This is a genomic window from Asticcacaulis sp. (assembly GCA_024707255.1).
Classification (GTDB): domain Bacteria; phylum Pseudomonadota; class Alphaproteobacteria; order Caulobacterales; family Caulobacteraceae; genus Asticcacaulis.
Genome location: JANQAC010000001.1, coordinates 1,200,182 through 1,213,333, shown reverse-complemented (window position 1 = coordinate 1,213,333; position 13,152 = coordinate 1,200,182). Strand labels below are relative to the sequence as shown.

Annotated in this window: 7 protein-coding genes and 3 pseudogenes; 9 read left to right on the top strand and 1 reads right to left on the bottom strand. The window is 61.4% G+C overall.

The features are described 5' to 3' along the window. The first annotated feature begins 83 nt into the window (after positions 1–83). From NVV72_05840 to NVV72_05815, 6 genes and pseudogenes are all read left to right on the top strand, one after another. Positions 84–1,548: pseudogene (locus NVV72_05840) on the top strand (NAD(P)-dependent oxidoreductase). A gap of 1 nt (position 1,549) precedes the next feature. Beyond that, the gene (gene gltB / locus NVV72_05835) at positions 1,550–6,064 is read left to right on the top strand and encodes a glutamate synthase large subunit (protein ID MCR6658873.1); all 4,515 of its coding nucleotides are present in this window, start codon (positions 1,550–1,552) and stop codon (positions 6,062–6,064) included. A gap of 114 nt (positions 6,065–6,178) precedes the next feature. Further along, a complete protein-coding gene (locus NVV72_05830) occupies positions 6,179–6,601 on the top strand; it encodes a response regulator (GenBank protein ID MCR6658872.1) in 423 nt (140 codons plus the stop codon). A gap of 10 nt (positions 6,602–6,611) precedes the next feature. After that, positions 6,612–7,208 (top strand): protein phosphatase CheZ, encoded by a 597-nt coding sequence (locus NVV72_05825; GenBank protein ID MCR6658871.1) that lies wholly within the window; start codon positions 6,612–6,614, stop codon positions 7,206–7,208. Between the two features lie 212 nt (positions 7,209–7,420). Further along, on the top strand, positions 7,421–8,569 hold the full coding sequence (locus NVV72_05820; protein ID MCR6658870.1) for a response regulator: 1,149 nt from the start codon (positions 7,421–7,423) through the stop codon (positions 8,567–8,569). A 65-nt stretch (positions 8,570–8,634) separates the two neighbouring features. Then, positions 8,635–9,195 carry a lipocalin family protein gene (locus NVV72_05815; protein MCR6658869.1) on the top strand — a complete coding sequence of 187 codons (561 nt, stop codon included), beginning with the start codon at positions 8,635–8,637 and terminating at the stop codon, positions 9,193–9,195. A gap of 1 nt (position 9,196) precedes the next feature. On the opposite strand, the gene NVV72_05810 is transcribed toward NVV72_05815, so the two are convergent. Further along, the gene (locus NVV72_05810) at positions 9,197–9,958 is read right to left on the bottom strand and encodes a LytTR family transcriptional regulator (GenBank protein MCR6658868.1); all 762 of its coding nucleotides are present in this window, start codon (positions 9,956–9,958) and stop codon (positions 9,197–9,199) included. Between the two features lie 312 nt (positions 9,959–10,270). Here NVV72_05810 and NVV72_05805 point away from each other — a divergent pair, with 312 nt between their 5' ends. The 3 genes and pseudogenes from NVV72_05805 (at position 10,271) to sucD (ending at position 12,930) form a co-directional block, all read left to right on the top strand. Beyond that, on the top strand, positions 10,271–10,525 hold the full coding sequence (locus tag NVV72_05805) for a hypothetical protein (GenBank protein ID MCR6658867.1): 255 nt from the start codon (positions 10,271–10,273) through the stop codon (positions 10,523–10,525). Positions 10,526–10,830: 305 nt separating this feature from the next. Continuing rightward, positions 10,831–12,037: pseudogene (gene sucC / locus NVV72_05800) on the top strand (ADP-forming succinate--CoA ligase subunit beta). Positions 12,038–12,043: 6 nt separating this feature from the next. Beyond that, positions 12,044–12,930: pseudogene (gene sucD, locus NVV72_05795) on the top strand (succinate--CoA ligase subunit alpha). Positions 12,931–13,152 lie beyond the last annotated feature (222 nt).

The window sequence follows — 13,152 nt, the reverse complement described above, 5'->3', positions numbered from 1 at the left end:
TCTTTGCCGGGGTTTTGCGTTTTAGCACCCTCTGCTGAGAGTATCGGGCCTTAGTGGGTCGCTTCGAGTAAGAAGGTAGTGAGATGGATACGAACCGTTTCGTGATTGAAGTCAAAAAGACGCCGGCGAAGTCCGATGCGAAGACACGCACCGGCAACTTCAATGAAATCTATGCCGACTTCACACCGACACAGGCGTCGCACCAGGCATCGCGCTGCGCGCAGTGCGGCGTGCCCTTCTGCCAGCATGGCTGCCCGCTGTCGAATAACATCCCCGACTGGCTGCGCCTGACCGCCGAAGGCCGTCCGCGGGAAGCCTGGGAACTGTCATCGGCCACCTCCACCCTGCCGGAAATCTGCGGTCGCATCTGCCCGCAGGATCGCCTGTGCGAAGGCTCCTGCGTGCTGGAGCAATCCGGCTGGCAAAACGTCACCATCGGCAGCGTCGAGCGCTATCTCGGCGACATGGCGTTTGAAAACGGCTGGATCGAACCGATCAGGCCGGAAGTCGTGCGCGCGCAGTCGATCGGCATCATCGGCGCCGGTCCGGCCGGCATCGCCGCCGCCGACCGCCTGCGCACCCTCGGTTACAAGGTCACCATCTATGACCGCTATGACCGCGCCGGCGGCCTGCTGGTCTACGGCATCCCGTCCTTCAAGCTGGAAAAGCACGTCGTGGCCCGCCGCACCGATCGTCTGGCGGATTCGGGCGTCGAATATGTGCTGAACTGCGATATCGGCAATGATGTCAGCTTCGAGGAACTGCGTGAAAAGCACGATGCCATCCTGATCGCCACCGGCGTCTACAAGGGCCGCGCCCTCAGCGTGCCCGGCTGTGGTTCGAAGGGCGTGGTCGCCGCGCTCGACTACCTCACAATGTCGAACCGTCAGGGCTTCGGTTACGAAGTTGATCCCGCCGCAGAGGCGCACCTCGACGCCAAGGGCAAGACCGTCGTCGTTATCGGCGGCGGCGATACCGCCATGGACTGCGTGCGCACCGCCATCCGCCAGGGCGCGAAGTCGGTCTCGTGTATCTATCGCCGTGACCGCGCCAATATGCCGGGTTCCGACCGCGAAGTCGCCAATGCCGAGGAAGAAGGCGTCCGCTTCGAGTGGCTATCGGCCCCCAAGGCCGTTTTGGGCGATGCCGAAACCGTCACCGGCCTGAAGATTCAGCGGATGCGCCTGACCACGCCGGACGCGCAAGGCCGCCAGGGCATCGAGGATATCGCCGGCGCCGAATCCGACCTGCCGGCCGACCTGATCATCGAAGCCCTCGGCTTCGAACCGGAAAAACATGCCGGTGATGTTCAACGAGCCCAGGCTCGAAGTGACACGCTGGGGCACGATCAAGGTTCATGCCGGTGAGTTCCGCACCATGGTCGATGGCGTATTCGCGGCGGGCGATATCGTCCGCGGCGCGTCGCTCGTCGTCTGGGCCGTGCGCGAAGGCCAGGATGCCGCCGCCGACATTCATCATTATCTGCAAACCGAACTCCTTGTCCCGGCGAATGCCAACGAAGAGCTCCAACTGGGAGCCGCGGAATAAAATGACCAAATTCGATTCTTACAAGCACTACCAGGATCAGCGCGCCCGCCTTATCGAGGGCCATGCCTATGATCCGGCGTCCGAAATCTCCGCCTGTGGCGTTGGTGTTGTCTGTTCGATCGACGGCTCGCAAAAGCGCGAAGTCGTCGAACTGGCCGTCAAGGCGCTGAAGGCCCTGTTCCACCGCGGCGCGGTCGATGCCGACGGCAAGTCGGGCGATGGCGCGGGCATCATGATCAATGTGCCGCAAGCTTTCTTCCGCAAGCAGGTTGAAAATATCGGCCACAAGCCGCGTTCGGGCCCGATCCTCGTCGGCCAGGTCTTCCTGCCGCGCACCGATCTCGGCGCCCAGGAAACGGCGCGGACCATCGTCGAATCCGAAATCCTGCGCTCCGGCTTCTATCTCTATGGCTGGCGCCAGCCGCCGGTAGACGTGACGCAACTGGGTGAACGCGCCTCGGCCACGCGCCCGGAAATCGAGCAGATCATGATGGCCGCGCCGGAAGGTCTGGAAGGCGAGGCGCTGGAACGCGCCATGTTCCTCTGCCGCCGTCGCATTGAAAAGCGTGTCGACGAAGCCAATCTCGGTGATTTCTACCTGTGTTCCTTCTCGGCCAAGACCCTGATCTACAAGGGCATGTTCCGCGCCGAGTCGGTCGATGACTTCTATCTCGATTTGAAGGATCCGGACTTCACCTCGTCGGTGGCCATCTTCCACCAACGCTTCTCGACCAACACCTTCCCCGAATGGCGCCTGGCCCAGCCCTTCCGGATGCTGGCGCACAACGGCGAAATCAACACCCTGCGCGGCAACATCAACTGGATGAAGTCGCACGAAATCCGTATGGCCGCCACCACCTTCGGCGACCAGGCGTCCGACGTGAAACCGGTGATCCAGCCGCGCGGCTCCGATTCCGCCGCGCTCGACAATGTCTTCGAGCTGCTGGTCCGCGCCGGCCGTTCGGCACCCATGGCCAAGGCCCTGCTGATTCCCGAAGCCACTGCCAAGGACGCCACGGTTTCCGAGGCCAACAAGGCGCTTTACGCTTACTGCAACGCCGTGATGGAACCGTGGGATGGCCCCGCTGCCATCTGCGCCACCGATGGCCGCTGGGTCATCGCCGGCAAGGACCGCAACGGCCTGCGCCCGCTGCGCGTCACCGAAACCAGGGACGGCCTGCTGATCGTCGGCTCGGAAGCCGGCATGACCGGCGTGGCCGAGGAACGCGTCGCGCGCCGTATCCATATCGCGCCGGGCCGCATGATCGCGGTCGATCTCGAAGGCGGCAAGCTGTATGGTGAAGACGAAATCATCGACGCCCTGGCCCAGAAGCACGATTACAAGGGCTGGCTGGAAAACATGGTTGAGCTGGAGCCCCTGATCATGCCGGGGCCGGAGCCGCGCGCCTATCATGGCGAGGAACTGCACCGCCGCCAGATCGCCGCCGGCTTCACGCTTGAAGACCTCGATACCGTGCTCGACGCCATGGTCAAGGACGGCAAGGAGGCCATCGGCTCGATGGGCGACGATACGCCCCTGGCCGTGCTTTCCGAGCAGTGGCGCCCGCTGGCCCACTATTTCCGCCAGAACTTCGCCCAGGTCACGAACCCGCCGATCGATCCCTTGCGCGAAGCGCAGGGCATGTCGCTCAAGACGCGCTTCAAGAACCTCGGCAATATCCTGGCTGAAGATGAAGCCCAGACCGACGTCTTCGTGCTGGAAAGCCCGTTCCTCAGCACGCTGATGTATGAACGCATGGTGACGTTCGAGAATGTTGGCCATGTCGCCAAGCTGGACTGCACCTTTGCTGTACCGGCTGAAGACGCAATGCCGGGTGCCGGCCTCAAGGCCGCGCTGGAGCGTCTGCGCGACGAAGCCGTCAAGGCCGTCAGCGAGGACAAGGCCAGCATGATCGTCCTCAGCGACGAGGCGCTTTCCGCCGAACTGATGGGCGTGCCGATGATCCTGGCTGCCGCCGCTGTTCACTCGCGGCTGGTGCAAAAGGGCCTGCGCTCCTTCGTCTCGATCATCGTCCGTACCTCGGAAGCCATGGACCCGCACACCTTCGCGGTTCTGGTCGGCGTCGGCGCCACGGCGATCAACCCCTATCTGACGCTGGAAATCCTTCAGGAACGCCTGGCCCAGGGCCGTTATGAAGGGTTCAACGAACACAAGGCGTTCTCGAACTACAAGAAGGCCATCGAGGCCGGCCTGATGAAGATCCTGGCCAAGAAGGGCATTTCGGTTATCTCCTCCTATCGCGGGGGTTATGAATTCGAGGCGCTCGGCCTGTCGCGTGCGCTGGTGGCGGAATATTTCCCCGGCGTGACCTCGCGCATCTCGGGTATCGGCCTCAGCGGTATCGAGCAGAAGCTGGCGAAGCTGCATCTCAATGCGTGGGCGAAAAAGCCGGTCACCCCGATTGGCGGCTTCTACAAGATGCGCGCCGCCGGCGAGACCCACTACTATCAGCCGAAACTGATCCACCTGCTTCAGGATGCCACGACGCGTGACGATTACGAGGTCTTCAAGAAGTACTCGGCCCTGATCGCCGGCATGTCCAAGACGGCGCCCACCAGCCCGCGTGACCTGCTGGCACGCGAGGCGAAGGCCGCCCCGATCGCCATCGAGGAAGTGGAATCAGTCAACGAAATCCGCAAGCGTTTCGTCACGCCGGGCATGTCGCTGGGCGCGCTCAGCCCCGAAGCCCACGAGACCCTGAACATCGCCATGAACCGCATCGGCGCCCGTTCGGTATCGGGTGAGGGCGGGGAAGACCCGGAACGCTATCACCGCCGTCCGAACGGCGACAACCCGAACTCGCAGATCAAGCAGATCGCCTCGGGCCGTTTCGGCGTTACCGCGGAATATCTCAACCAGTGCCGCGAAATCGAAATCAAGGTGGCCCAGGGCGCCAAGCCCGGCGAAGGCGGGCAACTCCCCGGCTTCAAGGTCACCGAGTTCATCGCCCGTATGCGTCACTCGACGCCGGGTGTGGGCCTGATCTCGCCGCCGCCGCACCACGACATCTATTCGATCGAGGACCTGGCGCAGTTGATCTATGACCTGAAGCAGATCAATCCGCGCGCCCGCGTCACCGTCAAGCTGGTGTCGCAGTCGGGCATCGGCGCGGTCGCGGCCGGCGTGGCGAAGGCAAAAGCCGACGCCATCCTTGTGGCGGGCAATGTCGGCGGTACCGGGGCTTCGCCGCTCACCTCGGTCAAGTTCGCCGGCCTCCCGTTCGAACTCGGTCTGTCGGAAGCCCACCAGGTGCTGACGCTCAATAACCTGCGCGGCCAGATCCGCCTGCGCGCCGATGGCGGTATGCGTACGGGCCGTGATATCGTCATCGCTGCCATGCTCGGCGCCGACGAATTCGGTATCGGCACGGCCTCGCTGGTCGCCATGGGCTGTCTGATGGTGCGCCAGTGCCAGTCCAACACCTGCCCGGTCGGGGTCTGCGTTCAGGACGAACGCCTGCGCGCCAAGTTCACCGGCACGCCGGACAAGGTGATCAACCTGTTCACCTTCATCGCCCGCGAAGTGCGCGAAATCCTCGCCTCGCTCGGCCTGCGGTCGCTGGGTGAAGCCACGGGCCGCACCGACCTGCTTCAGCAGGTGTCGCGCGGTGGCGCGCATCTCGATGACCTCGACCTGAACCCGCTGCTGGTTCGCGTCGATCTCGATCCGGGCGCCACCATCACGCGTTATGACGAGATCAATGAAGTGGCCGATACGCTCGACGCCCAGATCGTCCGTGATGCCGCCTACATGCTGGAACGTAAGGAAAAGATGCAACTGACCTACGATGTGCGCAATACCATGCGCGCCGTCGGCACCCGCACCTCGTCCCATATTGTCAGCAAGTACGGCAATTCGCTCGATGAAGGCCACCTCAAGCTCGAATTGCTCGGCTCGGTCGGCCAGTCGCTCGGCGCCTTCGCTGTCAAGGGCCTGACCATCAACCTGATCGGCGAGGCCAATGACTATGTCGGCAAGGGGCTTTCGGGCGCCACCATCGTCGTCCGTCCGAAGGTCTGGCAGGAAAACCAGGCCCTGGCCGGCAACACCATCCTCTATGGCGCCACCTCCGGCCAGCTCTATATCGCGGGCACGGTGGGTGAGCGTTTCGCGGTCCGTAATTCCGGCGCGACCACCGTGGTCGAAGGCGTCGGCGCGCATGGCTGCGAATATATGACCGGCGGCGAAGTCGTTATCCTCGGCAAGGCCGGTGCCAATTTCGGCGCGGGCATGACCGGCGGTGTCGCCTATGTCTATGATCCGGACCAGACCTTCGCCCAGTATATCAACCCCGAAGGCATTACGCTGCGCACCGTTCCGGATGAGAATGTGGCCCGCCTGAGAGAGCTGATCATCACCCACCTTGAGAAGACCCTGTCGCCGCGCGCCCAGGCTATTCTTGATGACTGGGATAACAGCCTGAAAGCCTTCGTTGAGGTCATGCCCAATGAGATACTGGCGATACAGGCGGCCAAGGAAGCATTGAGAGCCTAAACAGAAAGCGGTCCCAAAAGGGCCGCTTTTTTGTATGATGTTATACGCGCCCCTAACCATATATTAGGCATTACCCGCTCTAATAGTATACGTTTAGTGTGCAAGGGGCGAGTTATGGCGAGACAGGTGCTGATACTGGAAGACAGCCGGACCCAGGCGATCATTATCAGTAAAATGTTCCAGCGCGCCGGATACGAGGCCGTTTGCGTCGTCGATATGCCGGAAGCTCTGGCACAACTCAGCGCGCAGAAATTTGATCTTTTAGTGCTCGATGTCTTTATCGAGAGCCATAATACGCTGGATGATCTCGACGCTTACCGTGATCTGGCGCCGGATGTGCCGATCGCCATCATGACGGCCGGCCAGCTCAATAATCCAGATGCCGGTGCCGCGGCGCTTAACAAGGCCCGTCGTGCCCGCGTCAAATTCCTGCTGCCCAAGCCTTTCTATTTTGATGACGTGAAGCAGGTGTGCGGCGATGTCGATGCCTACTGGACGCAGTCCGAAAGCGCTGAAATCACGGCCGCCGCGCAGTAAGTTTGTTCCCATGTCCTCGTGTATACCCCTCCGCCGCCTCGATCCCGACGGCGACCTGTCCCGCCTGATGGATCTGATGCAGCACTCAGAAACCCTGGTCGGCTTGCTGCACAGATTCTACCTCAAGCTCGATACCCGCCGCTCGCAGGATTTCCAGGCGATTGCCGATTCCATTGCCCAGGCGCGGGCGGAGATCAGCGACCTGAACCCCAATGGCGCTTTTTCTAACGCCGGCGCCGAACTGGCGGCCATCACACAGGATACGGAAAGCGCCACCAATACCATCATGACGGCGGCGGAAAGCGTGATGGCGCTCGATGCTGCGGATCCGCAACTGGCCGGCCGCATCACCGACGAGGTGATGAAGATGTTCGAGGCCTGCGCCTTCCAGGACATCACCGGCCAGCGTATTTCCAAGATCGTCCGGTTGCTGAATCAGATCGAGGCGCGGGTGGCTGACCTGGCCGCCGTGGTCGGCATCGGCGAGGAAGTGGCCGCCGCCGATCTGACGGCTGCCGAACTCCGTGCCCAGAATTTGCTGCTCAATGGCCCGGCGCTGGATGGGCCTGAAACGAATCAGGCGGATATCGACGTCCTGTTCGCTTAATGCGCTCAGAGGCCGCGCAGGCTCGCTGCACTGGCGGCGGCGCGCGGTCGCACGCTGTGGGTTGCGATGAGGTAGGCCCATCACAACCCGAATTAATCCTTACGACCTGAAAACCAAATTGTGATTTCACCGCCAGGTTGCGGTAGCATAGTCTGCGCGGGGCCGCCGCAAGCCGGGGTGTGAGTCGGCTTAAAGTGCTGGTGAGAGACCCTATGAGCGCAATGAACAGCCTTCGCGGCGACGCCCAGGACAGCTTCGGCGTGGCCAAACCTAAAATCCTGATTGTCGATGACCGCTGGGAAAACCTGCTGGCGACTGAAGCCCTGCTGAAACCGCTGGGTGCAGATATCGCCACGGTTGATTCGGGTGAAAAGGCGCTGGACCTGGTGCTGAAAGAAGACTTCGCCATTGTCCTGCTCGATGTTCAGATGCCGGTAATGGATGGGTTCGAGACCGCCCGCCTGATGAAGACGCGACCCTCGATGCAGACTGTGCCTATCATCTTTGTCACCGCCATCAGCAAGGAAGACCATTTCGCCACTGAGGCCGCCGAGATCGGCGCCGTCGATTACATTTTCAAGCCGATCAATTCCGATATCCTGAAAAGCAAGGTCAAGGTCTATCTCGACCTTTACACCCAGCGCCAGCAGATCCTGCAACTTAACGCCCATCTGCGCCAGTCGAACGAGGAACTGGAACGCTTCGCCTATGTCTGCTCGCACGACATGCAGGAACCGGTCCGCATGATGAACGCCTATGCCGGCCTGCTGGCCGAAGGCGTGGCCGGGCAGCTTGATGACGCAGCCCTGGGCTATGCCGAATACATCCGCGACAATGCCGTCCGTGTACAGACGATGATCCGCGACATCCTCGGGTTTTCACGTATCGGCCGCGAAGAGGTCAAGCTGGAAACGGTCGATTGCCAGAAAATTTTCGATGGACTGATCCCGGATTTCGCCGATGTGATTGCCGAAAAACAGGCGCGGGTGACCGCCGCCAGCCTGCCGGTGATCAGGACCAGCCCGACCCTGATGCGGGTTCTGCTGCAAAACCTGATCGGCAATGCGCTCAAGTTCCAGGACGGCAGCCAGACACCGCAAATCACGGTTTCGGCCCGCAAGGAGGGCAAGGTCTGGCGCTTCGACGTGGCGGATAACGGTATCGGCATCGATCCGGTGTTCCATGAGCGCATTTTCCAGGTCTTCCAGCGCCTGCACAGCTTCGACGACTATATCGGCACGGGCATCGGGCTTTCGACCTGCCGCAAGTTCGTGCGGCTGTGCGGCGGTGATATCAGCCTGCGCTCCAAGCCGGGCGAGGGCAGCGTGTTCAGCTTTACCCTGCCGGATAAGGGTGAATAGACCACATTGAATATTTATTGCGGAAACCGGACCTTTCGCGCAACTGCATAATCCGGAGAGTCGTGATGAAGCCAAACCGCCTGATATTTCCGCTCGCCGTGGCCGGCGGCGCTTTCCTCGCCCTGACCGCCTGCGCCAGCCTTGTGTCCGGTGGGCCGGTCGGCAACGCGGCGGTGCCGCAGCCGGCCAAGCCGGTCGACACGACGCGCTATATCGGCCTGTGGTACGAGATCGGCCGCTATGAGAACCGCTTCGAGACGGACTGCGAAGGCGTGACCGCCGAATACCGCAAGCGTGACGATGGTGGCATCGATGTCATCAACACCTGCCGCAAAGGCAGCATCACGGGACCGGTGAAGACAGCCCACGGCAAGGCCAAAATTGTGCCCGGCAGCGATAATGCCAAGCTCAAGGTCTCCTTCTTCGGCCCGTTCTATGTCGGCGATTACTGGGTGCTCGACCATGCGGATGACTATTCATGGTCGATCGTCGGTGAGCCTTCCGGCCGCTATCTATGGCTCCTCAGCCGCACCGCCCAGCCGGACGAACTGACGCGCAATACGATCGAGGCGCGGACCCGCGCGCTCGGCTATGACTGGTCAATGGTGCGGATGACGCAGCACTGATTTACAGCCAGCCGTCCAGTTTCAGGGCCTTGGCGAAGCCGCGGCTGACGGGTGCCGACAGACCGTCCTTGAGCATGAAACTGACGCGGCCATTGCTGCGGACCGTTTCGATGACGGCGGCCTTGGCCACCCACCAGGACCGGTGTGTCTGCGAGCCTTCGATGCCATCGAGTTCGCGGATGGCATCATAAAGCCGCATCAGGATCAGGGTGTCGCCGGCGGCTGTATGGACACGCAGATAATGGTCCTCGGCCTCCAGGGCGTGAATTTCAGCATGGCGGAATTTGAACGGCAGGCGTTCACGAAAAGTCGCGCCCGGTTCAGTCTGCACATCCGGCGCAAAGGCGTGGCTCTGGGCGGGTGTGCCGTTGACCAGGACGTGCAGCGCCGCCATGGCCACCGTGATCACCAGGACGGGTTCCACCAGCCGAACGAGGCGTGACGGATCGAGCGCATGATCGCTGTTGAAGGTCGCCGTCACCAGCCAGACCATGACAGAGATCAGCGGCGTGGTGATGACGATCATCACCGCTATGGTCTGCCACAGATTCAGGCTGGCAAAGCGGTCGAGCATCCGGCCGGTCACCTGCGCGATCAGCGTGCCGAAAACCATCAGGATCAGCCAGTAGGGGAAGCGGACCACCAGCGGCACGCTGTCCGTCCCGTTGGCGGCCGTGAAGGTGAGCAGCAACGCCATGCCGAGTGCGATGCCATAGGTGCGCAGCCAGTAAGGGCCGACAATGGTCATGATCAGGCGTGTCATTGACGAAGCGCCAGCGGCGCGGGGCGGCATTTCACGAATTAGGTCGGGCGATTCACGCATGGGGCCGGGCATCCAGAACTGAACGCTGTCTTATGGGGCATCCGCTTTTCAAAGGCCATCCCATTTTCACGGATATTCCATGACATTCCTCGACCACTACGCCCATCCGCACTTGCCGAACCTGGCCCTGATCGGCCATGTGCCGCTGGTGATCCAGATTCACCTTCTGGCGGCGCTGGCGGCCTTTGTCATCGGCACCATCCAGATATTCGGCCCCAAGGGCACCGGCCTGCATCGCATCCTCGGCTGGACGTGGGTGATCTTCATGATGACGGTGGCGGTGTCCTCCTCTTTATCAAGATCATCAATCACGGCCAGTTCAGCTTTATCCATATCCTATCGGGCATCACCCTGGTGGTGGTGCCGCTGCTGGTCTATGCCGCGCGGAAAAAGGATATCCGCACCCATCGCAAGCAGGCGATCAACCTCTATGTCGGTGCCCTGCTGGTGGCTGGCCTCTTCACCTTCCTGCCGGGACGCCTGATGTGGCAGATGGTCTTTGGTTGAGCCTTAAATCGTATACGTTTTCAGCGATGTGGTGATAGCGGTCTGACAACGCTGTCGCCGTGGCTGGCATTGCGGTAGCGCTACCATTGTTTGTGCGGCAAGCAAAAGATCACGCAATCAAAATCACGTCGAACATCAATTTTATGTGTGTGAGCAGTTGCACACAGACGCGCGGCTCTCTATAAAGCGGCCCGATCACTTAGGACGGACAACGGAGTTCGCCCTCTCATCAGGGCCGGTCGCGCCAATTTCGGTTGGTCTGGCGGGCACTTCCCTAAGTTCTGCAAATTGCCAAGATCGGTTCCATGAACATTCACGAGCATCAAGCCAAGGCCGTCCTCAAAGAGTTCGGCGTTGCCGTTCCGCGCGGATATGCCGCCTTCTCCCCCGACGAGGCCCTGAAGGCCGCCAAGACCACTGGCTTCGGAAGCCGGCTCCAAGGTTTTCGTCGTCAAATCGCAAATTCACGCTGGCGGGCGCGGCAAGGGCCGCTTCGAGGGCCTGGGCGCTGACGCCAAGGGCGGCGTCCGCGTCGTCAAGTCGCCGGAAGATGTCAAGGCCAATGCCGATGAAATGCTTGGCCGCGTGCTGGTCACCCACCAGACCGGTGCTGCCGGCAAGCAGGTCAACCGCCTCTATATCGAAGAAGGCGCCGACATCGCCAAGGAACTGTACCTGTCGCTCCTGGTTGACCGCGTGTCTTCCAAGGTCTCGGTCGTCGCTTCGACCGAAGGCGGCATGGACATCGAAGACGTGGCCCACAATACGCCCGAGAAGATCCACACCTTCACCATCGATCCCGCCACCGGCGTCTGGCCGACCCACACCCGTGCGCTCGCCAAGGCCCTTAACCTCAAGGGCGATGTCGCCAAGCAGGGCGCCAAGCTTCTCCAGCAACTGTACGCGGCGTTCAATGCCAAGGACATGGACATGCTGGAAATCAACCCGCTGATCATCACGGGTGATGAAAAGCTGATCGTGCTTGACGCCAAGGTATCGTTCGATTCCAACGCCCTGTTCCGCCATCCGGATATCGTTGCCCTGCGCGACGAAACGGAAGAGGACCAGAAGGAAATCGAAGCCTCGAAATTCGACCTCAGCTACATCGCCCTCGACGGCGAAATCGGCTGCATGGTCAATGGCGCCGGTTTGGCCATGGCCACGCTCGACATCATCAAGCTCTACGGTTCCGAGCCCGCCAACTTCCTCGACGTCGGCGGCGGCGCGACCACTGAAAAAGTCACCGCGGCCTTCAAGATCATCACCTCCGATCCGAAGGTGAAGGGCATCCTGGTCAACATCTTCGGCGGTATCATGAAGTGCGATATCATCGCGCAGGGCGTCATCGCCGCCGTCAAGGAAGTGGGCCTGAAGGTGCCGCTCGTGGTTCGCCTCGAAGGCACCAATGTCGAACTCGGCAAAAAGATCATCAACGAGAGCGGCCTCAATGTCATCGCCGCCAACGATCTGGCCGATGCGGCCGCCAAGATCGTCAAGGCTGTGAAGGGTTAAGTCACAATGTCCGTTCTTATCGATAAAAACACCAAGGTCATCACGCAGGGCTTCACCGGCGCGCAAGGCACCTTCCACTCTGAGCAAGCGATCGCCTACGGCACCCAGGTCATGGGTGGCGTTACGCCGGGCAAGGGCGGCCAGACCCATATCGGTCTGCCGGTCTTCGACACCGTTGCCGAAGCCAAGGATCGCACCGGCGCTACCGCCACCGCCATTTATGTGCCGCCTCCCTTCGCCGCTGACTCGATCCTCGAAGCGATCGAAGCCGAGATGGAACTGATCGTCTGTATCACCGAAGGCATTCCGGTGCTGGACATGGTCAAGGTCAAGAAGGCGCTGCAAGGCTCCAAGTCGCGCCTGATCGGGCCGAACTGCCCCGGCGTGCTGACGCCGAACCAGTGCAAGATCGGCATCATGCCGGGCAACATCTTCTCGGCCGGTTCGGTCGGCGTTGTGTCGCGCTCGGGCACGCTCACCTATGAAGCCGTGTTCCAGACCACGAACGCCGGCCTCGGCCAGACCACCGCTGTCGGCATCGGCGGCGATCCGGTGAAGGGCACCGAGTTCATCGACGTCCCCGAAATGTTCCTGGCCGACGAAGCTACCAAGTCGATCATCATGATCGGCGAAATCGGCGGGTCGGCCGAAGAAGACGCCGCGCAGTTCCTGCGTGACGAAGCCAAGCGCGGGCGCAAGAAGCCGATGGCCGGCTTCATCGCCGGGCGCACGGCCCCCCGGGCCGCCGTATGGGCCATGCCGGCGCCATCATCTCCGGCGGCAAGGGCGGCGCGGAAGACAAGATCGCAGCCATGGAAGCGGCGGGCATCAAGGTGGCCCCGTCTCCGGCAGCGCTCGGTGAAACGCTTCTGAGCGTTTTAAAGGGTCTTTAAATAGTCTGATTTATGCCCCAGAGCCTTATGGCCCTGGGGCATATTTTCGTGTAATAGGGTTATTGCTGCGTGGCTTGCCAGGCAGCATATAAATAGCCGGCCCAAAACCGGCCAAAAAACCGGAGCGTGGTGTCGTTATTGGCCACGGTCCACATCGTCCTCAAGCCCCAAGGGTGGTTGGACACTACATATTGCGAAAGGGAGACGGTGTCGTAATTGGCC

Coding starts and splice junctions, on each gene's coding strand:
- NVV72_05815 (MCR6658869.1), top strand. CDS start 8,635: ATGAAGCCAAACCGCCTGATATTTCCGCTCGCCGTGGCCGGCGGCGCT.
- NVV72_05810 (MCR6658868.1), bottom strand. CDS start 9,958: ATGACACGCCTGATCATGACCATTGTCGGCCCTTACTGGCTGCGCACC.
- NVV72_05830 (MCR6658872.1), top strand. CDS start 6,179: ATGGCGAGACAGGTGCTGATACTGGAAGACAGCCGGACCCAGGCGATC.
- gltB (MCR6658873.1), top strand. CDS start 1,550: ATGACCAAATTCGATTCTTACAAGCACTACCAGGATCAGCGCGCCCGC.
- NVV72_05825 (MCR6658871.1), top strand. CDS start 6,612: ATGTCCTCGTGTATACCCCTCCGCCGCCTCGATCCCGACGGCGACCTG.
- NVV72_05820 (MCR6658870.1), top strand. CDS start 7,421: ATGAGCGCAATGAACAGCCTTCGCGGCGACGCCCAGGACAGCTTCGGC.